The following is a 24,521-nucleotide window of genomic DNA, read 5'->3' on the forward strand; positions in this document are numbered from 1 at the left end:
AGCGCCCGCCGGGGCAGATCATCAGGCCCCGGCGGGCCGTCTCGCCCTCCCGATCGGCATACTGCACCGCGTGAGCGACGATGTGTTCGGAACGGCCGGGATTCGCGAACGAGTGCTGGCAGGTTGGTCGGCAGCACCAGTCCGGTTCCGGGAGGACGCGAACGCGGAGGAAGACCTCGCCCTCGGCGGATACGTCGATCGCCTGGTGATCGAGCTGGCGCAGAACGCCGCCGACGCCGCCCTCCGGGCCGGAGTCCCTGGTCGCGTGCTGTTCGAGTTCCGCGGCAACACGCTCGTCGTCGCCAACACCGGTACGCCGTTGTCCGCGGAAGGCGTGGAGTCCCTGGCCACGCTGCGAGCGTCCGCCAAGCGCGACGAGGTCGAGTCGGGGCCAGCGGCCGGAGCGGCCGGAACCGCAGCTGGCGCAGGAGCTGGAGAGGCGGGGGCGGTCGGGCGATTCGGCGTCGGCTTCTCGGCCGTGCTGGCTGTTTCGGACGAGCCGGTCGTGTTGTCGCGCTCGGGCGGCGTGCGGTTCTCCAAGGCCGACACCGCCGCAGCCATCGCGGCCCTCGGTACCACCGCGCTCGACACCGAGGTGCGACGTCGTGACGGCAAGGTCCCCGTCCTGCGCCTTCCCTTTGAAGCCGAAGGCGAGCCGCCCACCGGCTATGACACCGCAGTGATCCTGCCGCTGCGCGACGACGCCGCGGCCGCCCTCGTCGCTCGCCTGCTCGCCGAAGCCGGCGACCCGCTCCTGCTCGCCCTGCCCGGGCTCTCCCGCATCGAGATCGAGACCGAGCACGGTACCCGCGTCCTCGAAGACGCCGAGTCCCGCTGGTGGATCCACCGAACCGCCGGCACCTTCGACCACCAGGAACGCGAGTTGCTGCTCGCGGATCGCCCCGTCGAAGAGCGCTCTCGCCCGTTCTACTCAGTTCTCTGGGCCCTCCCGCGCGACCCCGGTACTGCGCTCCCGAACGTCGTACAAGCACCGACGCCCACCGAGGAAGCGCTCTCCCTCCCCGCGTTGCTGCTGGCAACCTTCCCGCTCGACCCAACCCGCCGCCACGTCGCCAAAGGCCCGCTGACAGACCGCCTCGTGCAGGAGGCGGCCACGGCCTACGCCGACCTCCTCCGCCAGCGCGCCGAGGACGGTGGTGTGTTGGCTTTGGTGCCGACGGGGCTGGCGGCTGGGGTGCTGGATCAGGCCTTGCGGGAGGCGATTCTCGCGGTACTGCCGACGACGCCGATCGTGCGTTCCGTCGAGGATGGTGCATTGCTTCGGCCGCGGGATGCGGTGGTTGTCGAGGGATCCGATGAGGCGTTCAACCGGGTGCTGGCGCCGATCGTTCCAGGGCTGATCGGTTCGGCGCGGCCGGACCGGCTCGCGTTGGACGCGCTCGGCGTACGGCGGTTGGAGCTGGCCGAGGTGGTGGACCAGCTCGGGACCGCTGCGGCCGACGAGAGTCCCGAGTGGTGGAGCGCTCTTTATGCATCTCTCTCGAGCATGGTGACCGACGCACTCCTGCGCGAATCCCTTGGCACGTTGCCGGTTCCGCTCGCCGATGGCCGGCTCGTCCGTGGCGCACGGGGATTGCTGCTGCCTGGCCCGGAGCTCCCTATCGACGTCCTCAAAGAGTTCGGCGAGTACGGCGTTCGCGTCGTCAACCCGGCCGCGGTCGACCCAGCGCTCGAACGACTCGGCGCGATCCCGGCCTCTCCGCGCTCCCTACTCGAAGACAGCGCCGTACGGACCGCGGTCGAACACTCGGCCGAGGCAGACGACCCGGAAGCGGTCTCGCACGCCGTACTCAGCCTGGTTGCAACCGACCCCGCGCAGGCCGAGGGCCTGTGGTGGTTGTCCGACCTGGTTCTGCGTGATGCGGACGGCGAACTGGTCCCAGCAAACGCTCTCGTGGTTCCCGGATCCGACGCTGAGGCGGTGCTCGACGACGAGGAGGTTGCTCCGGTCGACGCAGCAGTCCTCGAACGCTACGGACTGCCCGCGCTCGCGGCTGTCGGCGTACTCGCGACCCTAGGCACCATCACCTCCGCCGATGTCGCGTTGGACCGGTTGCCCGAGGCGCTCAAGGATCTCGACGCGATCGAGGACTGGGCGTACGACGTCGCCCCTGACGGCTCCCGGTACGGCGCAACGGTCGGCGAGCTGACCGCGATCCGGGACCTCGACTGGATCAAGGACGACGCCTGGCCGCGAGTCCTCGGCATTCTCGGTACCGAACCCGACCTGCGTCGCGCCCTCGTCACCCAGGTTCGCGTGATCGGGCCGGACGACCGGCCGCTCGGCGTACCGTCGTACTCGGCCTGGTGGATCAGAGAGCGCGTTCTCCTCGAGGACGGCGAACCGCTCGCCGGCCGAGCCGATCCCGACGCGGATCCGGTGCTCGCCACCTTCCTCGACGAAGCGCCGGCGTGGACTCGCGATCTCGATCCCGAGGTCCGTGCCGCGGTAGGGCTGGTACGCGAGGTCGGCGATCTCGACGCGGACGGGATCAGTCTGGTCCTGGAGCGACTGGCAGACCCGGAGCAAGAGATCGCAGAGAGCGATCTCTTGCGTTTCTGGCGGCAGCTCGGAACGCTGCCGCTGTTCCCCGGTGACGCACCCGATCACGTGCGGGTGCTGGGGGAGGACGGCTGGACCGAGGTGGTCGAGGCCGAGGCAGCGGTCGTCGCGGACAACCCGATGTGGCTGCAGCGCTCCGATCTCGGCGGCTTCGTCATCGCCTCCGGCGCTGCGGCCGACGGGCTGAGTGATCTCCTCGACGTACCGCTCGCGCAAGAAGTTGCCGAGGGCAAGATTGACGGCGTCGGTACGGCGGCCGACGTACCGGACCTGGTGCGGGAGCTAGTCCCCGAAGTGCCGTCACACTGGTGGGAGCACGAAGAGTTGACCGTTGACGGCGTCGAGGTCTCATGGTGGGTCGACGCCGACGGCGCACCGCACGCGGCCACCTTCGACGGCCTCGCCAAAGCCCTCGCCTGGGCCAGCTCTCGCTGGGATCGCCGCCACGTCATCCGCGCCGTCCTCAACGAGCCCGACCGAGCCTCCGAACTCCTGACCGACGCCTCCTACGACTAGTCGGCGGTGGAGCCCAGGCTTTCCGTGAACGGAATGACGAAGCTCCACCCCTCGACCAGCGTGTCCGCGATCTCGCCGAACCTCTGCACGGCCGGATTCTTGATGTGCAGTTCGAAGGCCTCCCGGCTCGTGTACGCCTCGTACACGTACAGCACGCCGGGCTCGTCGGCCACCTCCCAAACATCCAGCCGCAAGGTCTCGGGCTCGGCGTCGCGCGCGATCCGGGCGCTCCAGAGCACAACCTCCAGCAACTCGTCGCGCTTGCCCGGCCGCACCACGAACCGCGCGAGTCCTCCGTACATCAAGCTCCTCCAGCCGGTCGCCAACCACCTACCGACCGAGCCTAGGACATCACTTGAGTACGTCGGCCCATTCTTCCTCGGGTCGGTCGAGCAGCACGAGACCATTCGCGCGAACCGCGGGCGCTACGACGCGGCCGAATCCGCCAACCGCTGACCGATCACTGAGAGCGACATCGTTGTCAGAGGTTGGTATATCGACTGATCTGCGGGTTTGGCGTCGGTTTTGCAACGTGGCAATGAACTCTTGCCAACGTTGTCAACGCTACTTATAGTCCGTGACACCTCTCGGTCGGTTATGCCGTGGTCAACGCAACGGAAACGGAGGTGACTTTCGTCATGGACGAAAACCGCCCGCAGTTCGAAGACGTAGCCGAGGTCGTCCGCTACCAACTCAGCCGCCGCAGCCTGGTCGGGGGAGGTGCCGCGACCGCTCTGACCGGTCTGCTGGCCGCCTGTTCCGGCGGTGGCTCGTACTCCGACAAACCCGCCAACAACAAACCCGCGGCGACCAAGTCGATCCAGATCAACAAGGCCAACATCCCGGTCCCACGGGATCAGACGGTGATCGTCGGCCAGGGCGAGTACACGGTCTTCGACAGCTTCGACGGGATGATCCCGAACGGTTCGCCCAGTGGCGCCGGCGTCGAGCTGGCCACCGAACCGTTGTTCTTCCTCAGCTTCGCCACCGGCAAACTCACGCCCTGGCTGGCGACCGAGTACAAGTACAACGACGACAACACCGAGCTGACGCTCAAGTTCGACCCGAAGGCGCACTGGAACGACGGCAAGCCGCTCGGCGCGAACGACTTCAAATTCACCGTGATGCTTCTGAAGGACCGGCCCGACCTGTTCGGCGGTGGCGGTGAGCTCAAGGAGTTCGTCAAGAGCATCGACGTACCGGATGAACAGACCGCGGTGGTCAAGCTGCTGAAGCCGACCCCACGACTGCACTACAACTTCATCGCCGCGATCGCGGGAGCGCCGATCAACGTGATGCCCGAGCACATCTGGAAGTCGCAGGACCCGACGAAGTACAAGGACAATCCGCCGGTGCGGTCGGGTCCGTACAAGCTGAAGCAGGCGATCCGGAACCAGAAGATGTTCGTCTGGGAGAAAGACCCGAACTACTGGAACAAGGACAAGCTCGACGTCAAACCGCAGTACGTCGTCTTCCAGAGCGCCTCGAAGCAGCTCGACCAGGCGTCGCTGGCCTTCGAACGGGTGGAGTTCGACGTCGGCTCGATCGACGCCCAGCACGCCACGCAGCTGAGCAACTCCGGCTACCCGGCGATGATCACGACGCAGTTCCACGACCCGAACCCGCGGGTGATGTGGCTGAACTGCGATCCGGCCCGAGGCGTGATCTCGGAGCCGAAGATGCGGTGGGCGATCAACTACTGCCTCGACCGGGAGAAGATCGGTACGTCGGTGTGGGACGTCAAGGTGCCGCCGGCGGTCTATCCGTGGGCCGACTACCCGACCAACGACAAGTGGAAGAACGACGAGCTGGCGAACAAGTACAAGTTCGAGTACAACCTCGACAAGGCCGCCCAGCTGCTCGACGAGATCGCGCCGAAGAACGCCGCCGGCAAGCGGATGTACAAGGGCAAGGAGGTCAACCTCGAGATCATCACGCCCGCGCTGGTCGACAAGGCGGAGTACGCGATCGCGAATGTGCTCAAGGCCGACCTCGCCAAGGTCGGCGTCCCCGCGACGCTGCGCAGCTTGTCCGGCAGCGTGCACGACGAGAAGTTCCAGCGGGGTGAGTACGACATCGACTCCAGCTGGGCCGGGTTCGCCATCGACCCGGAGCAGCTGTACACCGACTGGACCAGTGACAAGTACCAGCCGATCGGCAAGAACGCCGCCGGCAAGAACAAGATGCGCTTCCGGAACGCGAAGTTCGACGAGGTGTCGAACAAGCTCGCCGGGATCGATCCGAGTAGTCCGGAGGCGAAGCCGCTGCTGGACGAGGCGCTCGAGATCTACTTCCAGCAGTTGCCGATGCTGCCGGTGATCCAGACCGGGTATCCGCAGTTCTTCAACACGACGTACTGGACCGGCTGGCCGACCGACGACGACCTGTACGAGGTGCCGCTCAACTGGTGGCCGCATTTCATCCTGGTGCTCGGCAAGATCAAGGCCACCGGGCAGAAAGGACCGGCGTGACGGCGGAGGCCCCGCCGGTGGTCGCTGTCGGCAAGCCTGCGGAGACCGCGCCCCCGAGCGGGGCGCGGGCCTGGCTGTCACGGCACCCGCTGGCGGCGTACGCGATCCGCCGGTTCGGGCTGTACCTGGTCGAGCTGTGGGGCGCGCTCACCATCGCGTTCTTCTTCTTCCGGCTGATCCCGGGCGACCCGATCCAGACGCTGATCCAGACCCTGCAACAGAACTACATCTACAACCAGCAGGCGAGTGCCGAGATCATCGCGCGCTATCAGCACGAGTTCGGCCTGGACGGCAACATCTTCACCCAGTACCTGAAGTACATGGAGAAGCTGGTCCTGCACGGCGACATGGGGCCGTCGCTGATCAACTACCCGACGCCCGCGCAGACGGTCATCCTGAGGTCGTTGCCGTGGACAATCGGTCTGCTCGGTGTCTCCGCCGTCCTGGCGTGGATCCTCGGCGTCCTGATCGGCGCGATCGCCGGCTGGCGGCGCGGCAAACTCGGATCGCGGATCGCGACCAACCTGTCGATCGCGCTGTCGCACGTCCCGTACTTCTTCGTGGCGCTGATCCTGGTCTACATCTTCGCCTACTCGATGGGCGTGCTGCCGGCCAGATCGGCGTACGACTCCCGGATCAGTCCGGGGATCACGCCTGAATTCATCGGCAGCGTGCTGAAGTACGGCCTGCTGCCGGGGTTGTCGATCGTGGTCATCGGGACGATGAGCTGGATCCTGTCCACCCGGATGCTGATGGTGCCGGTGCTCGGCGAGGACTACCTGGTGTACGCCGAGGCGAAAGGCCTGAAGGGCTGGCGGATCCTGACCCGGTACGCCCTGCGGAACTGCTATCTGCCGCAGATCACCGCGTTCGGCATCTCGCTCGGCTTCATCTTCAACGGCAACGTGCTGGTGGAGCAGTTGTTCAACTATCCAGGTCTGGGAACGACGCTGGTCACCGCGATCCAGCAGCTCGACTTCAACACGATCCTCGGGGTGACCAACATCGCGATCTTCTCGGTGCTGACCGCCGTCCTGCTGCTCGATCTCCTGCTGCCGCTGCTCGATCCACGCGTCAAGTACTGGAAGTAGGCGCCGATGCGAATCCTGACAGCTGTACTACGAACGATCCGGAACAGCAGGCGGTTGGCGATCGGGCTGGCGGTGCTGCTCGTGATGGTGCTCGTCGCGGTGCTCAGCCCGCTGATCGTGAAGGCGATCGGGGGGTCGACGGATCCGCTGGAGGTGGCGGCGTACGAGCGCTGGCTGGTGCCGGGACCGGGACATCTGCTCGGCACCGATCAGTTCGGGCGGGACGTCCTGGCGATGGTGGTGAGCGCTCTCGCCGTCTCCCTGCAGATCGGGGCGATCGCCGGCGTGATCTCGACGGTGGTCGGGGTGATCGTCGCCTTCGTCGCCGGCTACAAGGGCGGCTGGGTCGACGCCGTACTGTCGACGTTCACCGGGATCCTGCTGGTGATCCCGACCTTCCCGCTGCTGATCGCGCTCTCGGCGTACGCGAAGAACGTGAGTCTGTTCCAGGTCGGCGTGATGATCTCGATCTTCTCCTGGCCGTTCGCCGCCAAGACGATCCGCTCGCAGGTGCTCAGCCTGCGGTCCCGCCCGTACGTCGATCTGGCCCGGGTCACCAAGGCCCACGACCTCGAGATCATCGCCACCGAGCTGTTGCCGAACCTGCTGCCGTTCATCGGCGTCGGGTTCGCCTCGTCGGCGCTGGGAGCGATCTTCGGGCTGGTCGGCCTGGAGGTCATCGGCCTCGGACCGGGTGGCGTGATCGATCTCGGGCAGATCATCTTCACTGCGATCAGCACCGGCGCGCTGACGCTCGGCGCCTGGCCGATCTTCGTCGTACCGATCGTCTTGCTGACCTTGCTGTTCGCCGCCCTGAACATGGTGAACATCGGGCTCGAAGAGGTCTACAACCCACGGCTGAGGGGAGTGGCCGGTGAGTGAGTCGGTGAAGGAATCCGCCAAGCACAAGGGCGCCTCGACGGACTCCGGGACGGTGCTGGAGATCACGGGGCTGGACGTCACCTATTCGACCAGCCGTGGCGATGTACAGGCCGTACGGGGGCTGGATCTCGCCGTCCGTCGGGGCGAGATCCTGGGCATCGCGGGGGAGTCGGGCAGCGGCAAGAGCACGCTCGCCGTGGCGCTGCTGCGGCTGCTCAAACCGCCGGGCAAGGTGACCGCCGGATCGGTGATGTTCCACCCGGCCGGGCGGTCGCCGGTCGACCTGCTGAAGGTGAACGGCGAGGAGCTCCGGGTCCTGCGATGGAGCGCTCTCTCGTATCTCCCGCAGGGATCCATGAGCTCGCTGAACCCGGTGATGCGGGTGCAGGACCAGTTCAAGGACGTCATCCTGGAACACGCGCCGGCCCGCAAAGGCGAGCTGGACACGTTGATCCCGCGGCTGCTCAGCCAGGTCGGCCTAGAGCCGCGGGTCGGCCGGATGTACCCACACGAGCTGTCCGGCGGGATGAAGCAGCGGGTGCTGATGGCGATCGCGGTCGCGCTCGAACCCGACCTGGTGATCGCGGACGAGCCGACCACCGCGCTCGACGTGACGATCCAGCGGGTGATCCTCCAGTCGCTGGCCGATCTGCGCACCGACTTCGGCGTCACGCTGATGGTGATCTCGCACGACATGGGTGTGCACGCGCAGCTGGTCGACCGGGTCGCGGTGATGTACGAAGGCCGGCTCGTCGAGGTCGGCGACGTCCGGCAGGTGTTCAAGGATCCGCAGGATCCGTACACCCAACGGCTGATCGAGTCGATCCCGCGCGTCGGAAGGAGGCCGGCATGAAGCCTGGTCGAGAGCATTTGGCCGAGCTGGAACTTAGGGGCGTACAGCAACGATTCCATGCCCGCGGGGTCGCCTCCGGCTACATCACGGCCGTCGACGACGTGAGCTTCACGCTCGCTGCTCAGCCGCCGCAGGTGGTCAGCCTGGTCGGCCAGAGTGGTAGCGGTAAGAGCACGATCGCGCGCAATGTACTCGGTCTGCAGAAGCCGACCGCGGGCAGCGTTCTCTACGGTGGCAAGGACATCTTCAAGCTCAATCGCGCCGAGTACGACGAGTACCGGCGCGATGTGCAGCCCGTGTTCCAGGATCCGTACGCGATCTTCAACCCGTTCTACCGGGTCGATCGCGTGCTGTGGAAGGCGCTCAAGAAGTTCGGGCTGACCAAGAGCAGATCCAAGGGACTGGAGCTGATCGAGGAGTCGCTCAGAGCAGTGCGGCTTGAGCCGGAGAACGTTCTCGGGCGTTACCCGCACCAACTGTCCGGCGGTCAGCGCCAACGCATCATGCTGGCCCGGGTGCACATGCTGCGCCCGTCGTTCATCATCGCCGACGAACCCGTCTCGATGCTGGATGCCCAGGTCCGCAAGCATTTCCTGGACATCCTGCTCGACTTCCAACGCGAGCACGGCATGACCACCCTCTTCATCACCCACGACCTGTCCACCGTCTACTACCTCGGCGGCGAGGTCATGGTGATCACCAAGGGCGAGATCGTCGAACGCGGCCCGGTCTCGACCGTCATGCACGAGCCCTCCCACCCGTACACCAAACTCCTGCTCGACTCGATCCCGCAACCCGACCCCGACAACCGCTGGACGAACCGCATCACGGTCGACGAACTCGCCGACCAGGAGCGAGCCGACGCCAAGGCAGCTGCCCCGGCGCCGGAAGCCCCTATCCTCTGAGCCGGATTCAGACCGTGCGGATGGCCGGGTCGCTGAGGCCCGGCTGGCCGGTCTCGACGTGGCCGGCGAAGCGGCGTTGGTAGGACTTGTCGGCCGTGGTGGTGACGGTGACGTCGTACCAGCGGCGGGTGGTCGTGATGAGGTGGCTCGTCGTGCCTGGCTTGAGGTTGAGCGTCTTGGGGCGGCCGCCGTACGCGCTGGTGATGGTGACCGTGCGGGCGATGTCGGTGCTGAGGGTGAGCTTGACGTCGCCGGTGCTGGTGTCGCGGGCGGTGACCTCGAGGGCTGTGGCGGGCTTGCCCTTGAAGGCGCGGACGAAGCCGTTCGCGCTGTGGACGGTCAGGTCGTAGATGCCGCCGTACGCGGTGGCGTTCCAGCTGTCCGAGATCGTCTTGCCTGCTTCGGTGGTGTACGTCCACGGGCCGTCGGTGCGGTTGTACGCGTTGACCAGGAACTGCGCACCGGCGTGGGCGCCGGACGAGAAGGTCAACGTGTACCGGCCGCCGGCCGAAGCGCCGTCGATGGTCGATGCATAAGGCAACGGCCTGGTACGGCGGGAGCCGCGTTCCTGGGCGGGGAGCTCACCGAGCGGGGGAGACGCCGGCACGTAGGTCGGGTGCCGCTCGTTGTCCGGCGGCTGGTAGTCCGCGGTGTCGGGGAGCGGGATCTTCTGGTTGTGCGCGGTGTCGAAGTCGAACGCGGAGGTGAGGTCGCCGCAGATCGCCCGCCGCCACGGCGAGATGTTCGGCTCGTGGACGCCGAAGCGCTTCTCCATGAATCGGATCACCGAGGTGTGGTCGAAGACCTCGGAACATGTGTACCCGCCGGTGCTCCAGGGCGAGATCACGAACATCGGGACCCGCGGACCCAGTCCGTACGGACCGGCGGCGTACCGGCTGTCACCGGGGAAGTTGTCCGAGGCAACATCAACGGTGGACAGGCCCTGGTTCGCGTCCTTCGGCGGGAACGGCGGGACGACGTGGTCGAAGAAGCCGTCGTTCTCGTCGTAGGTGATGAACAGCGCGGTCTTGCTCCACACCTTCGGGTTCGAGGTGAGGGCGTCCAGGACGCGGGAGATGTACCAGGCGCCGTAGTTGGTCGGCCAGTTGGAGTGCTCGCTGAAGGCCTCGGGGGCGGCGATCCAGGAGATCTTCGGGAGCCGGTCGGCCTTCACGTCGGCGCGCAGCTGACCGAAGTAGTCCTCGCCGGCCTTGGCGTTCGTGCCGGTCCGGGCCTTCTCGTAGAGCGCTTCCCCGGGTTTCGCGTTGCGGTAGTTGTTGAAGTACAGCAACGAGTTGTCGCCGTAGTTGCCGCGGTACGCGTCGTCGATCCAGCCCCAGCCGCCCGGCCCGTCCAGGCCGTCGCCGATGTCCTGGTAGACCTTCCAGGAGACGCCGGCCTTCTCGAGCCGCTCCGGGTACGTCGTCCAGCCGTAGCCCGCCTCGTCGTTGCCCAGGACCGGACCGCCGCCGGTGCCGTCGTTGCCGACGTACCCGCTCCACAGGTAGTAGCGGTTCGGGTCGGTCGCACCGATGAACGAGCAGTGGTACGAGTCGCAGAGCGTGAACTTGTCCGCGAGCGCGTAGTGGAACGGCATGTCCGCACGGGTCAGGTAGGCCATCGTGGCGACGTGGCCCTTGCCCGGGATCCAGTTGTCGTAGTTGCCGCGGTTGATCGCCGCGTGCCCGTCCGGCCAGCTGTGCGGCAGCCCGGTGAGGAACTGCAGACCGAGATCGTCGGCGTCCGGATGGAACGGCGGCACCTCCTTGCCGTTCTTGTCCCGCTGATAGAACACGGGCCGCCCGCTCGGCTGCGTCACCGGCCGCGGATCGCCGAAGCCGCGAACCCCCTTCAGCGTCCCGAAGTAGTGATCGAACGAGCGGTTCTCCTGCATCAGTACGACGATGTGCTCGACGTCGTTGATGTCGCCGTACCGGTGGTGCGCCGGGATCGCGGCGGCCTGCTCGATACTGTTCGCCATCGCGGCGAAACCGGCCGAGGCGCCGGCCAGTTGCAGGAACCTGCGGCGATTGAGGTCTGGCATGCGTGTCTCCTGTCGGACGGGTGGGGCGGATGGAGTGTCAACCACCAGCACTGCATCGCAGGCACCCTAACCTGAACGATTAACCGATGGAAGATGAACGTTTCTGTTCTCATTACGCAGTTTCGCGCCATTATGATCAACCCGGGCAGCCGCCGAGCCCACATGCCGAGCCTGCTGATTGGGTGGTCGGTATGACTGAGCTCGGACCCGTCACCTGGCCGCCTGCCCCGATCGAGACCGAGAGGCTGATCCTGCGGGGGTCCGCGGCCCGCGACCGTGCGGTGTTCATCGAGCTGCTGAGCTCCCCGGAGGTGCACACCTACCTCGGCGGGCCCCGCGCGCGGGACGAGCTCGAGCGCGAGCTGCCCGAGGTGCCTGGGCAAGGGCCCGGCTGTTTCGTCGTCGATCTCGACGGGACGATGATCGGTCAGATCCTGCTCCGGAGAATGCCGGAGCACGGTCGCCCGGCCGCCGTGGGGAAGATCGATCTCGGGTACCTGTTCCTCCGGCGGGCGTGGGGATCCGGGTACGCCGCCGAGGCGTGCACGGCTGTACTCGACTGGTTCGACGGTGTCCTTCCCGGCGAGCCGGTCGTGCTCCACACCCAGACCGCCAACGCCGGCTCGATGCGCCTCGCGGAGAAGCTGGGCTTCACCGAGGTGGAGCGGTTCCATGCCTGGAACGCCGAGCAGTGGCTCGGCCTGCGGTCCCCGGCCGCGCGGGCCGGGGACCGCACTGAGGTCAGCGCTTGATGGCTATGCAGGTGGCGGTGGCGGTCTTGGAGGGATCGCTTTCCGACTTGGCGGTCAGCGTTACTTTGGCGACCGGGCTTTGGCCGGCCTTGGTGTAGACGGGGACGCTGACCTGTTGGCCGGCGTTGGCGGTGGTGAGGGCGTTCGGGAGGGAGACCTGCCAGTCCTTGCCGTTCACCTTGGCGGAGAGGCGGTAGACGTCACCCTTCAGGTACGCCGAGACGTCCTCGGGGTGCTGTGATGCGGCGCCCGCCTTGCCGGTGTTGGTGAGTTTGAAGGTGCAGGTCTGCAGGCCGGCACGACCCGGTACGGCGACAGTCGGCAGCACGCGGACGCCGCGCTGCTGCGGTCCGGAGCCGTCGAGGGAGCGGATGGCGACCGTGTAGGAGAGGACGCCGGCGCGATCGCGCCGTACGTTGGTGATGTAGAAGTGCAGGCGGTTGGCGGTGTCGGTGTACTCGTACTCGCTGCCCGAGTTGGTGCCTGCGTGGAAGAGCGCGTCGGAGAGCTGGCGGTAGTCGCCGATCGTGATCGGGACCTTGGTGCCGTCCGGCAGCACGTAGTCGGTCATGTTGATGTCCTGCGGGTTGGCGTCGACCACCCACTCGAACGGCGCCGCGTCCTGGTTCTTGGTCTTGGCCAGCAGTACGCCGGAGTCCGGCGTGAACGAGTCCGTGCCCTGCCGGTCGACGACCTCGACGGTGTAGTTGTTGTAGCCGCGCCCGTCGCAGAACGGATCCTTCGACGTGTCACAAGCAGGCGCGAGGTCGCCCGCGCCGCCGAGCTGGATGTTGACCCCGGACAACCCCTTGGGGCCTGGGTCCGTGGTGCGCGCGGTGACGTCCGCGACGACCACGCCGGACGTCGCGAGGGCCTCCCGCGAGAGCCGCAGGACGTTCTTCTCGTCGACCATGTTGAGCTTGATCTTGTTGCGCAGCATGTGTTGCGCCCCCATCGAGGCTCCACCGGTTGCCGGGATCATCCACCGGCTGTGTGGACCACCGGGCCCGTTGAAGCTACCGCGGCTGAGCATCTCCCAGATGCCGGTGTAGGAGCGCCGTGCCGGGACGCCGTACGGGTTGTTGTAGTTGTCGCCGATGCCCAGGATGTGACTGAACTCGTGGGCGAAGACCGCCATTCCCGAGCTCTCCGCCTGCGTCGACGAACCACCACCGGCGTTCGGCCAGATCGACGACCCGGCGGCCCACGACGTCCAGTCGACGTACCGGGTGTCGGACCAGTTCGGCAGCGCGGGGTCCGGCGGGCCGAAGTCGTCGGTGACGTCCTCCTTGGTCGGGAACTTCATCATCCCGAACTCCTGCCAGGTCGACGACTCGTCCTGACCGGCGCTGAGGAAGAACACGAAGTCGAACCCGGCCGGCACCTCAGGGCCCTGGTCGGCGACCCACGCGGCGCGGCCGTCGGTGCGGATGTTCCGGTTGCAGTTGTCCCCGGCCGGGCAGTCGCTCGGCTTCTGGAACTCCATCGCGTACTCGTGCGACTTCCCCGGCAGCCGATAAGGACCGAATCCGGTGAGGTCGACGCCGTACCGGCCGCCGGAGTCCTCCATCCAGTACTCGTGCAGCGTGTGACCGCGGTTCAGCGTGCCTGGCTTGTTCAGGAAGTCCTGGTAGAACTTCGCGACCTGATCACGCGGTACGCCGTTCGCCTCGGCACTCGGGTTGCCGAACACCGTCGACCCCTTCGGCTTCGTGATCACGAAGTCCTGGTTCGGGTAGTCCAGCAGCACCAACGCACCCTTGAACGTCCGCTGCGATCCCTTCACGTTCGGGTCGGCCCAGTTGGTCCCGGGCGGCTTCTTGTAGTCCGACCACGTCATGTGGTCCGGGTTCTCCCAGTTCTGCGGATCGATCGCCCCCGGCAACCCACCGGCCGCCGTCTTCGCCACCCGCTGGTCTACCCCCGACTCCTGCCAGGGCTGTTGCTGTGGCCAATGCGGGTACTGCCAGGCATTCACAGGATCCGGGGGAGCGGTCGGCGCGGCGAGCGCCAAGGTCGGCACCGAAACAGCGGCCAGTACGGCGGCCAGTCGCAGGGCAAGGCGGTATTTCCGTTGCTCAGACACGGGCGGGCATCCGATCGACGATGTGGGCGGGCGGAGTCATTGAAGTACAGGCGGGCAGCCATGAGCATGCCTCCTCAACACCCCTGACTACAACAAATGAGATGACTGTATACAGTATGTCGTTGAGTGGTTAGTCTGGCCGGGCACTGGCGGCGGCGGATGGAGGAGTCATGTACACGGTCACCGACCCGGCGACGGGTGTGCTGGTGGAGGAAGTGCCGAACTCGACCGAGGCGGAGGTTCGGGACGCGGTCGGGCGGGTGCATGCGTCGTACCCGGGCTGGCGGAGCCGGAGCGTCGAGGAGCGGGCGGCGATCGTCGCGCGGGCGGCTGAGCTGTTCGAGGAGCGGGCCGGGGAGCTGGCCGCGATCATGACCCGGGAGATGGGGAAGCGGGTCAACGAGGGGCTGGGCGAGGTCGGCATCGTCGTCGACATCTTCCGGTACTACGCGGAGCACGGGCCGGCGTTGCTGAAGGACGAGCCGCTGGAGGTCAAGGGCGGCCGGGCGGTGATCACGAAGGGGCCGATCGGGCCGCTGCTCGGGATCATGCCGTGGAACTTCCCGTGTTACCAGGTGGCGCGGTTCGTGGCGCCGAATCTCGTGCTGGGCAACACGATTCTGCTCAAGCACGCATCGATCTGCCCGGGGTCGGCGCGGGTGATCGAGGAGGTTCTGCACGCGGCCGGCGTACCGGCTGATGTGTATGTGAACACGTTCGCGTCGAGCCGGCAGATCCCGGCGATCCTGGCCGACGACCGGATCGTCGGTGTCTCGCTGACCGGGAGTGAGCAGGCCGGGATCTCGGTCGCGGCCGAGGCCGGGAAGAACCTGAAGAAGACCGTGCTCGAGCTCGGCGGCTCGGATCCGCTGATCATCCTCGACACCGCTGACATGGACGAGACCGTCAACGCCACCGCGACGGCGCGGATGCGGAACTGCGGCCAGTCGTGCAACGCGCCGAAGCGGATCATCGTGCTCGCCGACCTGTACGACGAGTATGTCGACCGCCTGACCAAGCGGGTCGCGGAGTACTACGTGCCGGGTGACCCATCCGATCCCGAGACCAAGCTCCCGCCGCTGGCCTCGATCGCGGCCGCGGACGAGGTCGCGGGCCAGGTCGCGCGAGCGGTCGAACAGGGCGCGACGCTCAGAGCGGGCGGGCGACGGATCGGCCCCGGCGCCTACCTGGAGGCGACCGTTCTGACCGATGTCACACCCGGCACGGACGCGTACTACGAAGAGATCTTCGGCCCGGTCGCCATCGTCTTCAAGGCGACCGACGAGGACGATGCGATCCGCATCGCCAACGACACCCCCTTCGGTCTCGGCGCCAGCGTCTGGGGCACCGACCCGGAGCAGCTGCGCCGGGTCGCCGATCGCATCGACGCGGGCATGGTCTACTTCAACCGCGCCGGAGGTTCCCAGGCCGACCTGCCGTTCGGCGGCATCAAACGCTCCGGCATCGGCCGCGAACTCGGTCCCGCCGGCATCGAGGAATTCATGAACCACAAATCGATCAGGCTCTGATGGCAGGTTGGCGCCACGGTCGGTGACGGGGGTTCACACGCAGCCAGACTTGCGGCATGAAAGACGATCGGTTGGCTGCTGCTGTCGGGAACGCCTCGCTGCTGGGTATCGGCTATGTGCTGTTGTGCCGCTGGCGGCTGGCGATCGCTGCACCGTTGATCTCGGTCGCGCTCATGCTGCTGGTGGTGGCGCAGAAGGCGCTCTGGTGCGAGATCGCGTTGGTGGTGTGGTGGGTTGCTGTCGTCGTCCACGGCTGGCTCCTGGGGGGTAAGCCGGGGACGAGGTCGGCGACTGAGCAGCGGCTGATCGCCTTGTGTGTAACGGTTCCTGTCCTCTTGGTCGGCGTCTTCTTTCGCGTCGAGGCCGTCGGCATCCAGCGCGACGTCGCCGACGCGCGCGCGGCCGGCGACTGCATGGGTGTCACGGCCGCGCAGCAGAAGGCCCGGTACGGCGATCGCCTGGCGGACGCGCCGGGGATTGAGCGGCTCGGCGTTGATGTCGAGGCCTGCAAGCAACTGCAGGAGATCGCGCTGCGGTTGGAGGGGACCTGGTCGGGTGATGTCGACCTCCTGGGTGAGCAGTTCGCGAAGCTCGGCGAGGTGCTCGCGAAGCCGGGGCAGGAGAAGACGGTGGAGAAGGTACTCGACCAGTACCTCGGCACGGTGACGAAGGGCGGTCCGTGCCCGACGGTCGCGTTGGCGACCTGGCTGCGTGGCCGGCACCAGACCCAGAACGTGCTGGACAAGGCGAACTCGGCCGGTGACGGCCTCCTGCCCGACGCTCAGTTCGAGTGTGCGCAGTCCGAGGCGAAGGCGGCGAAGTGGCGCGCGGCGCTGGGGCGGTACCAGGAGCTGATCGGACAGTACCCCCACGCTGCCATCACGCCCAAGGCGCGCGCCGCGATGGCTCTCGTGGCGGTGAAGGTCGAGCTGCTCGACGTCCGGGGTCTGGTCACCTCGGGGGAGTACTGCGACAAGCCGGCGAAGTACAGCGGCGCGCCGCTCTACCGCCGCGGCGTGAACCGCGCGCTGTTCCTCGGCGAGACCGACGAGTACCTCGATCAGCTGCCGCGGCAGTGGAAGACGGCCGTGCCGACCAACGCGTCGGTGATCATCTGCACCGAGACGGTCGAGGACGGACCGGCCATCCGGACCTGCCCTTACACCCGCGAGGATGATCCGGGCCTTCACTTCAACCGCACGTTCCGCAAGGTTGTGGTGCCGGTGAAGGTCTACGCGTTACGCACCGGCAAACTCGTGCGGACCGGCAAGGTGACGATCACCGGCGAGGCCTGCCCGCTCTTCTACACCGACGACTCGGGGCTCACGCCGGTCTACGGCAGCACGATCTCGACGCCGGTCGAGCCCTCCGACGCGAACGTGCGAGCCGCGTTCCAGCCGTTGCTGGTCAGGCGCTGAAGGGCCTGAGGCTGAGCTCGGCCCGAGAGCTCTAGGTCTCATTGACAGACCCAGCTCTGAGCTGTGAGGCTCGGCGCATGACAGAGATCGAGGACGGCCCGCGCTCCCGCACGTTCAGCTGGCCGGATCCGGCGGAGATCGCGGCCAGGGTCGGGACGACGTCCGGCCTCGAGATGCTGCAGGCGCTGCGCGACGGGGAGATCCCGCCGCCGCCGATCCTGCAGCTGATCGGCGCGACCGGTATCGAGGTCGAGGAGGGCCGGATGACGGTGATCATGCCCGCCCAGGAATTCCACTACAACCCGCTCGGTACCGTGCACGGCGGCGTGATCGCGACCCTGCTCGACACCGCCGCGGGTTGCACGGTGCACTCGACGCTGCCGGCCGGTGTCGGCTACACGTCCCTCGATCTGAACACGCGCTTCATCAAGCCGGTCACGGTGAAGTCCGGTGAGCTGCGCTGCACCGGTCAGATCATCAGCCGCGGCCGTCGTACCGCCGTCGCCGAAGCCAGGCTGGTGGACGAGCGCGGGACCTTGCTGGCCCACGCGACGTCCACCTGCCTGATCTTCGAACTAGGCCAGTAGCTTCTCGACCGCGGACAGCCGGACGCAGACCGTCAGTCCGGCGACCGCGGTCTCGAGCTCGTCGAGCTCCGGGTACGTCGGGGCGATCCGGATGATGCTGTCCGACGGGTCGTCGCCGTACGGGTGGGTGGCGCCGGCCGGGGTGAGCGCGATCCCGGCCGCCTTCGCCTTGGCGACGACGTCCGCGGCGCAGCCGTCGGGCACCTGCAACGTGATGAAGTAGCCGCCGGCCGGCGCGTTCCAGGACGCGAACCCGGTGTCGCCGAGGTCCGCGGTGAGGATCTTGTCGACCGCCTCGAACTTCGGCCGGATCAGCCCGGCCAGCTTGCGCATGTGCTCGGCCAGACCGTCGGCGTCGCGCAGGAACCGCACGTGCCGGAGCTGGTTGACCTTGTCCGGCCCGATGCTCCGCTTGACCGTGTGGCTCGCCCACCACTTCAGGTTCGCCGGCGAGGCGCCGAAGAACGCGACCCCGGCCCCGGCGAAGGTGATCTTCGAGCTCGACCCGAACACGAAGACGCGGTCGGCGTTCCCGGCCTCGGCAGCCAGCGCCAGTACGTCGGCCAGCTCCGCGTGCTCGTCGGTCAGGTGGTGCACGGCGTACGCGTTGTCCCAGAAAATCCGGAAGTCCGGCGCGGCCGTGGTCATCGTGGCGAGCCGGCGGACCGTCTCGTCCGAGTACGTCGTGCCGGTCGGGTTGCTGTACTTCGGCACGCACCAGATGCCCTTGATCGAGGCGTCGGCGGCGACCAGCCGCTCGACCTCGTCCATGTCCGGGCCGTCCGCCGTCAGCGCGACCGGGACCATCTTGATCCCGTAGCGCTCGCAGATGCCGAAGTGCCGGTCGTAGCCGGGCACCGGGCACAGGAAGGTGATCTCGTCCTCGTCGGCCCAGCGGCGCTCGGCGCCCGGCACCTGGCCGAGCAGTGCGAACACGATCGCGTCGTGCATCAGCTCGAGGCTGGAGTTGCCCAGGGCGAGCAGCTGGTCGGCCGGGACCTGCAGGCCCTCGGCGAAGATCGCGCGCAGTTCGGGCAGCCCGTTGGTCCCGCCGTAGTTGCGCAGGTCGGTGCCGTCCGCGCCGACCGGACGCTCGACCGCCCCGAGAATTCCGTCGGCGAGATCGAGCTGTCGCGGCGACGGTTTACCACGGGTCAGATCGAGCTTCAGCCCCTTCGCGGCGAGAGCGTCGTACTCCGCCTGGGCGCTGTCCCGCTGCGCCGTCAACTCTTCCACCGTCAAGGCTGAACCACCCACGACATTTCCCTTCGCTGCAATCGTTACGCACAGCTTAGTGGGATCTGACAGGCAGCTATACCACGGGTCAGCGCCGACCGCAGTTCGGGAACTTCGGGTCCCACGGCGGGCAGGCCGGCTTGGTCGGCTTCGTCGGCGGCGGGATCCCCGGACCGTGCGGAGGGAGCGGCGGGATGCCGGGCGTCACCGGCGGCGTGGGCGGCGGCGCCTCGCTGCCGTCCGACAACCAGAGCGTGACCGTGGCCCCGGGCAGGGCGCCGTCCTCGGTCCGCGGGCTGGTGTAGGCCACCGTGCCCGAGACCGCGTCGGACTTGACCAGGTCGGTGGCGACCGTGACCTTGAAGCCGAGCGCCACGAGCGCGGCGGTCGCCTGCTCCGGCGTCATCCCCTTGACCGACGGCAGATCCTTCACATTGCCGCGGATGGTCTTCTCGTCCGGCTGCACGAACTTCGTCGTCGCCATCCCGGCCAGGGCGCCACGCATCGCGGTCTCCCAGATCGGACCCGCCGTACCGGAACCGGAGGCGTCGCGCAGCTGCTTGCCGTTGAAGATCTGCCGGATCAGGTTCTTGTACGGCGGGGTCGCGTCGGCCACGACTGACGCGGCCGCGAGCTTCGAGGAGTACCCGGCGAACCACACCGAATGGTTCTCGTCGGTCGTTCCGGTCTTGCCGGCCAGGTCGCTGCGGCCGAACTTCAGCTTGCCACCGGTACCACCCGGCTCCATCACCTGGTGCAGCACGTAGTTGACGCCGTCCGCGACCTGCTGCGTCATCACCGGCTTGCAGCTGCGGCCCGGGGTCGCGATCGACTTACCGCGGACACTCGCGACCGCGGTGATCACCTGCGGGTTGCAGAACGTGCCCCGGGCGGCGAACGTCGCGTACGCGCTGGACAGCATCATCGGCGTGATCAGACCCGCCGAGCCCAGCGTCATCGACGGAACCTGCAGCAGCGGCGTCTCGCTCTGGGCGTCGCGCATGCCCATCTTCGCCGCGAGCGTCGCGATCGGGCACAGGCCGACCTGCTCGGACAGCTGCAGGAAGTAGGTGTTGGTCGAGGCCCGCGCCGCGTCGATCATCGACGGATCCGCCACGGTCTTGGTCGAGTTCTTCGGGACGTAGTGCGGGTCGGAGGCCGTGCCCTTGCAGGTCTTGAACTCGCGGCCGCTCAGGTCGAGGGTCTGCGGCGAGTTGATCCGGTAGTTGAGCGGGATCCCCTTCTGGATCGCGGCGGCGATGGTGAACGCCTTCATCGTCGACCCGTTCTGGAACCCGCCGAAGCCACCGGGGTAGGACTTCTCGACGTTGTAGTTGTACGCCGTCTGGTTCTTCTTGAACCCGTACGGCTTGCTCTGTGCCATCGCCTTCACCAGGCCGGTGCCGGGCTCGACGATGGTGATCGCGGCGACGGCCTGGTCGGTCGGCTTGGAGTGCTGGTTGATCGACTTCTGCGCCGCGGCCTGGATCTTCGGGTCGAGCGCGGTCCTGATCGTCAGGCCGGCGGTCTCGATGTAGTTCTCCCGCGCCTCCTCGTCCTTGCCGAAGACCGGGTTGTCCTTCAGCTTGGCCACGACGTAGTCGCAGTAGAACGGGTACTTCGAGTTCGCGCATCCGTTCGGCACGGTCTGCACCTTGCGGGTGTCGATGACGGCGGTCTTCATCGCCGCCGTCGCCTGCTTGGCGGAGATCATGCCGAGGTCGCGCATCCGCACCAGCACGGTGTCGCGCCGCACCTTGGCCTTCTTGGGGTTGTCGGTCGGGTCGTAGCCGACCGGGTTCTTCACCAGGCCGGCCAGCAGCGCGGCCTGCGTCAGCGTGAGCTTCGACGCGGGGATCCCGAAGTAGTGCCGGGCGGCGGCCTCGACGCCGTACGAGCGGCCGCCGAAGAAGGCGAGGTTCAGGTACCGGTGCAGGATCTCGTCCTTCGGGATCTTCTGCTCGACCGCGATCGCGTAGCGCAGCTCGGCGAACTTGCGCTCGTAGGTGTCCGCGGTCGCGGCCGCGCGCTCCTCGGGAGTCTTCGCCTTCGCGACCAGGCTCAGCTTGACGTACTGCTGGGTGATGCTGGAGCCGCCCTGCGACACCCCACTGCCCGACTGGTTGCGCAGCAGCGCGCGCAGCGTGCCCTTGGCGTCCAGGGCGCCGTGCTCGTAGAACCGGTCGTCCTCGATCGCCACGATCGCCTTCAGCATGATCGGGTTGATCGCCTTCAGCGGGACCTCGGTCCGGTTCTCCTGGTAGAGGGTGGCGATCTGCGATCCGTCGGCCGCCTGGATGACGGTCTTCTGCCGCAACGGCGGGATCTCCAGGTCCTGCGGGAGGAACTGGACCGTGTTGTGCGCGGTCGCCGTGGTCACGCCGGCCAGGCCGGCCAGCGGGAGCGCCAGACCGGCGACGAGCGCACCGGACAGCGCGCTCACCAGGAGGAAGAGGAGCACCGACCGGAGGGCATTCGGGCGGGCCGGCTCACTTCTGTGCATGGTCCGGCACAGTACGGCAGGTGTGGGGGCTTCGGCAGGCCTGAGATCACGGAATTAACACATTCGACGCGCGATCTCACCCGCTGTGATGAGGATTTTACGCGGTGCTCACCAAACGAAGCTGCCAATCCGTGATCCAACCAGTAGGGCGTGACCGGCGTCTCATCGGCAAGAGCAACAGTTGGGGAGGAAATGATGAAGCGATTCATGATCGGTCTGGCCGCCCTCGGCACCACCGGGGTGGCGCTGCTGGGGGTGGCGCAGGCCGACGCGCAGGTTGTTGCTGCCAGCAACAGCTCGGCGCTGACCTACGGCCAGCGGAACTTCGACTGCGACCCGGTGTACGGATGTCATGCGTCCGCGGTGCTGCCGAAGTCCTGGAAGTATACCGCGCTCGGTAACGGTGAAGGCCGTTTTGCCGACCGCGCCGTACCGCGGATGATCCGCATCGACGCCGATCTGGACAGCCACCCGGGCACGGCGACCGCCGCGCTGAACAAGCAGAAGGCGCTCAAAGGCACCCGGGGGCTGAAGATTCTCGGTCTCCAGAACGGCACGGCCACGTCAACGATGCACCAGGGACCGCTGCGGATCTCGACACTCGTCTACACCTACCGCAGTGGGTCGGAGACGCGCTGGGTGGCGACGCGCTACATCGGCTTCCACGGTGCCAAGACCGCGAGCGCCGAGGTCACCGTCGGCGGTCGCCTGCAGGACCGCACCCTGCTGGGTGCGGTCCTGACGAAGGCCACGCAGTCACTGGCCCTGTACGGCTAAGACCTGCGGTAGGTCACCGTCGGCCAGCACACCAAGGCGTTTGGTGGCGCGGGTGACGGCGACGTACAGGTCGGAGAGGCCTCGAGGGGACTCGGCGATGATGCCGGCGGGATCGGCGATCAGGACCGAGTCGAACTCGAGGCCTTTGGCTTGCGTGACGTCGAGCAGCGCGACCGGTGCGTCGAGCACGCCAGGGTCGTTGCTACGGGCAACATCATCCAGTACGCCGGCCAGTTCGTCGTACCGGGGTGAGGGGACCAGCACGACCAGCCGGCCGTCGTCCATCGCCGCGCGCTCGGTCTTGATCGCGGTGGCGAGCGCGTCGGCGAACTCCTCGGTCGGTACGGCGCGGATCCACGGCTCGCTGTCACCCTCGCGGACCGAGACCGGCGGCCGGAGGGTGGGATCGATGGCCTTCAGTACGTCGGCCGCGACCGTCATGATCTCGGTCGGCGTGCGGTAGTTGACGGTCAGCTCGGCGCTGCGCCAGCGACGTGGTGCGTAGCGTTCGAGCAGTCCGGCCCACGACTTCACCCCGGCGTCCGTACCGGTCTGGGCGATGTCGCCGACCAGCGTCATCGACCGGCGCGGGCAGCGGCGCATCAGCAGCCGCCAGTCCATCGCCGACAACTCCTGCGCCTCGTCGACGATGAGATGCCCGAAGACCCAGCTGCGGTCCGACGACGCGCGCTCGGAAACCGTGCCCGGGTTCTCGATCAGCTCCTGGCGCTTGTGCACCAGATTCTCGAACTGCTCGATCTCCCAGGGCATCACCACGATGTTCTCGGCCTCCAGCTGCACCTGGACGACCTCGCGCGCGTACTTCCAGGCATCCGCCGCTTCGGCTTCGGCGGCAGCTGCCTGTTGCCTCCGGGCTGCGACCGCGGCGTCGAGTTCGCCGATCAGTTCGGCGGCTTCGTCGAGCAGCGGTACGTCGGACGTCGTCCACGGCGCGTCGATCGGCCGGAGGATCGCGGCGCGGTCGTCCTCGCTAAGCTGCGGCGCCGCGGCGGCCAGTCGCTCGGGTGACGAGAGCAGCACGCTGACCAGGAGTTGGGGAGTGAGCTCCGGCCAGAGATGGTCCAGAACGCCTTGCACACGGTCGTCCTCGGCCAGCTCCTTGTGGATGTCCTCGATGTCCTCCTCGCCGACGTACTGGCGGCCGATCTTGTCGACAACCTGATCGGTGAGCACCTTCAGAATCCGTCGGACGAAGACCCGGCGGGCCGGGTTGTGTGGCTCGTCGGACTCGAGTGCCTTCTCCTTCGCCTTCCGGACAGCCGCGGGCCGCAGTACCAGCTCGTGTTGATCGACCTTGAACTCCATCGCTGCCTCCGGGACCCGCCGGAAGTTCTCCACCGCTTGGGCGAGGACGTCGACCATCGCGAGGTCGCCCTTCACCCGCTGGGCAGCAGCTCCTTCCGTAGCGGTGGCCTCCACTCCGGGATAGAGCTCGCCAACAGTCGCCAGTACGACGTCGGTCTCGCCCAGCGACGGCAGTACCTGATCGATGTAGCGCAGGAACGTCGTGTTCGGCCCGACCACCAGTACGCCGGTCCGCGCCAACTGCTCGCGATGCGTATAGAGCAGGTAGGCCGCGCGGTGCAACGCGACGACCGTCTTGCCGGTACCGGGACCACCCTGAACCACCAGTACGCCGGGCAGCTCGGAGCGGATGATCTCGTCCTGCTCGGTCTGGATGGTCGCGACGATCTCGTTCATCCGGCCGGTCCGGCTGGCGCCGAGCGAGGACATCAGCGCGGCCTCGCCGATCAACGTGCTGCGGTCGCTGTCCTGGAGCGCGTCGAGATCGAGGACGTCGTCGTCCACGCCGACCACGGTCCGCCCGTGCAGCCGGATGTGCCGGCGCCGGGTGACGCCGAGCGGCGCGGCCGGAGTCGCGCGGTAGAAGGACTGGGCGAGCGGCGTGCGCCAGTCGATCAGGAGCGGGTCGTACTCCTCGTCGAACAATCCGATCCGGCCGATGTGGAACCGCTCGCCGTCGGTCTCGTCGATCCGGCCGAAACACAGGCCGCGTTCCACCGACGACAGCTGCGCGAATCGGCTGGAGAAAAGCTTGGTGAATGATTCGCGTTCGCTCAGGCCCTGCAGATTGTCGACGGTGGTCTCGAGCTGCACGCGGCCGAGTTCACCGCGTGCCCTTTCGCGCAATACGTCGAGTCGTTCGTACATGATCGCCACCTGCCCTTGTTCTTCGGCGATCTCCTGTGCCAGCTGGTGATCCGTCACGCTGTCCCCGATCTTGCAAACCCTCGGACTGTCTGAT

At 67.3% G+C, this 24,521-nt stretch carries 17 protein-coding genes; 11 read left to right on the plus strand and 6 right to left on the minus strand.

Annotation, left to right across the window (positions count from 1 at the left end; all coding sequences use genetic code 11):
• The first annotated feature begins 70 nt into the window (after positions 1 to 70).
• Positions 71 to 3,100 carry a hypothetical protein gene (locus tag ACIA49_RS25520; protein ID WP_396379834.1) on the plus strand — a complete coding sequence of 1,010 codons (3,030 nt, stop codon included), beginning with the start codon at positions 71 to 73 and terminating at the stop codon, positions 3,098 to 3,100.
• Here ACIA49_RS25520 and ACIA49_RS25525 read toward each other — a convergent pair.
• Complete coding sequence (locus ACIA49_RS25525; RefSeq protein ID WP_396379835.1) at positions 3,097 to 3,402, minus strand: putative quinol monooxygenase; 306 nt, start codon at positions 3,400 to 3,402, stop codon at positions 3,097 to 3,099. The two genes, ACIA49_RS25520 and ACIA49_RS25525, sit on opposite strands and share 4 nt — an antisense overlap.
• Positions 3,403 to 3,738: 336 nt before the next feature.
• On the opposite strand from ACIA49_RS25525, the gene ACIA49_RS25530 reads away from it, so the two are divergent.
• Genes ACIA49_RS25530 through ACIA49_RS25550 form a run of 5 tightly spaced genes read left to right on the plus strand, consistent with a single transcriptional unit; the run spans position 3,739 to position 9,302 of the window.
• On the plus strand, positions 3,739 to 5,571 hold the full coding sequence (locus ACIA49_RS25530) for an ABC transporter substrate-binding protein (RefSeq protein WP_396379836.1): 1,833 nt from the start codon (positions 3,739 to 3,741) through the stop codon (positions 5,569 to 5,571).
• A complete protein-coding gene (locus ACIA49_RS25535; RefSeq protein WP_396379837.1) occupies positions 5,568 to 6,662 on the plus strand; it encodes an ABC transporter permease in 1,095 nt (364 codons plus the stop codon). Before ACIA49_RS25530 ends, ACIA49_RS25535 begins: the two co-directional genes overlap by 4 nt.
• A 6-nt stretch (positions 6,663 to 6,668) precedes the next feature.
• Positions 6,669 to 7,544 carry an ABC transporter permease gene (locus ACIA49_RS25540; RefSeq protein WP_396379838.1) on the plus strand — a complete coding sequence of 292 codons (876 nt, stop codon included), beginning with the start codon at positions 6,669 to 6,671 and terminating at the stop codon, positions 7,542 to 7,544.
• A complete protein-coding gene (locus ACIA49_RS25545; RefSeq protein WP_396379839.1) occupies positions 7,537 to 8,397 on the plus strand; it encodes an ABC transporter ATP-binding protein in 861 nt (286 codons plus the stop codon). The genes ACIA49_RS25540 and ACIA49_RS25545 overlap by 8 nt, the downstream gene beginning before the upstream one ends.
• Positions 8,394 to 9,302: an ABC transporter ATP-binding protein gene (locus tag ACIA49_RS25550; protein ID WP_396379840.1), complete on the plus strand. Its 909-nt coding sequence runs from the start codon at positions 8,394 to 8,396 to the stop codon at positions 9,300 to 9,302. Before ACIA49_RS25545 ends, ACIA49_RS25550 begins: the two co-directional genes overlap by 4 nt.
• A 7-nt stretch (positions 9,303 to 9,309) precedes the next feature.
• Here the strand turns inward: ACIA49_RS25550 and ACIA49_RS25555 are convergent, their stop codons facing one another.
• Positions 9,310 to 11,346, minus strand: a complete 2,037-nt coding sequence (locus tag ACIA49_RS25555; RefSeq protein WP_396379841.1) for a phosphocholine-specific phospholipase C — start codon at positions 11,344 to 11,346, stop codon at positions 9,310 to 9,312.
• Between the two features lie 191 nt (positions 11,347 to 11,537).
• On the opposite strand from ACIA49_RS25555, the gene ACIA49_RS25560 reads away from it, so the two are divergent.
• The gene (locus ACIA49_RS25560) at positions 11,538 to 12,098 is read left to right on the plus strand and encodes a GNAT family N-acetyltransferase (RefSeq protein WP_396379842.1); all 561 of its coding nucleotides are present in this window, start codon (positions 11,538 to 11,540) and stop codon (positions 12,096 to 12,098) included.
• Here ACIA49_RS25560 and ACIA49_RS25565 read toward each other — a convergent pair.
• The gene (locus ACIA49_RS25565; protein ID WP_396379843.1) at positions 12,088 to 14,184 is read right to left on the minus strand and encodes a M6 family metalloprotease domain-containing protein; all 2,097 of its coding nucleotides are present in this window, start codon (positions 14,182 to 14,184) and stop codon (positions 12,088 to 12,090) included. The two genes, ACIA49_RS25560 and ACIA49_RS25565, sit on opposite strands and share 11 nt — an antisense overlap.
• Positions 14,185 to 14,354: 170 nt before the next feature.
• Here ACIA49_RS25565 and ACIA49_RS25570 point away from each other — a divergent pair, with 170 nt between their 5' ends.
• From ACIA49_RS25570 to ACIA49_RS25580, 3 genes are all read left to right on the plus strand, one after another.
• On the plus strand, positions 14,355 to 15,713 hold the full coding sequence (locus ACIA49_RS25570; RefSeq protein ID WP_396379844.1) for an NAD-dependent succinate-semialdehyde dehydrogenase: 1,359 nt from the start codon (positions 14,355 to 14,357) through the stop codon (positions 15,711 to 15,713).
• Between the two features lie 56 nt (positions 15,714 to 15,769).
• Positions 15,770 to 17,131, plus strand: a complete 1,362-nt coding sequence (locus ACIA49_RS25575) for a hypothetical protein (RefSeq protein WP_396379845.1) — start codon at positions 15,770 to 15,772, stop codon at positions 17,129 to 17,131.
• Between the two features lie 77 nt (positions 17,132 to 17,208).
• On the plus strand, positions 17,209 to 17,718 hold the full coding sequence (locus ACIA49_RS25580) for a PaaI family thioesterase (protein WP_396379846.1): 510 nt from the start codon (positions 17,209 to 17,211) through the stop codon (positions 17,716 to 17,718).
• Here the strand turns inward: ACIA49_RS25580 and ACIA49_RS25585 are convergent.
• On the minus strand, positions 17,707 to 18,975 hold the full coding sequence (locus tag ACIA49_RS25585) for an aminotransferase class I/II-fold pyridoxal phosphate-dependent enzyme (protein WP_396379847.1): 1,269 nt from the start codon (positions 18,973 to 18,975) through the stop codon (positions 17,707 to 17,709). The two genes, ACIA49_RS25580 and ACIA49_RS25585, sit on opposite strands and share 12 nt — an antisense overlap.
• A 67-nt stretch (positions 18,976 to 19,042) precedes the next feature.
• Positions 19,043 to 21,457 (minus strand): penicillin-binding protein, encoded by a 2,415-nt coding sequence (locus ACIA49_RS25590; RefSeq protein WP_396379848.1) that lies wholly within the window; start codon positions 21,455 to 21,457, stop codon positions 19,043 to 19,045.
• A gap of 195 nt (positions 21,458 to 21,652) precedes the next feature.
• Here ACIA49_RS25590 and ACIA49_RS25595 point away from each other — a divergent pair, with 195 nt between their 5' ends.
• Complete coding sequence (locus ACIA49_RS25595; RefSeq protein ID WP_396379849.1) at positions 21,653 to 22,234, plus strand: hypothetical protein; 582 nt, start codon at positions 21,653 to 21,655, stop codon at positions 22,232 to 22,234.
• Here ACIA49_RS25595 and ACIA49_RS25600 read toward each other — a convergent pair.
• Positions 22,214 to 24,484, minus strand: coding sequence for a HelD family protein (locus tag ACIA49_RS25600; RefSeq protein WP_396379850.1), 2,271 nt, complete (start codon positions 24,482 to 24,484; stop codon positions 22,214 to 22,216). The genes ACIA49_RS25595 and ACIA49_RS25600 overlap by 21 nt on opposite strands.
• Positions 24,485 to 24,521: the final 37 nt, after the last annotated feature.

It is taken from the genome of Kribbella sp. NPDC051587 (genome assembly GCF_044453945.1).
GTDB lineage: Bacteria > Actinomycetota > Actinomycetes > Propionibacteriales > Kribbellaceae > Kribbella.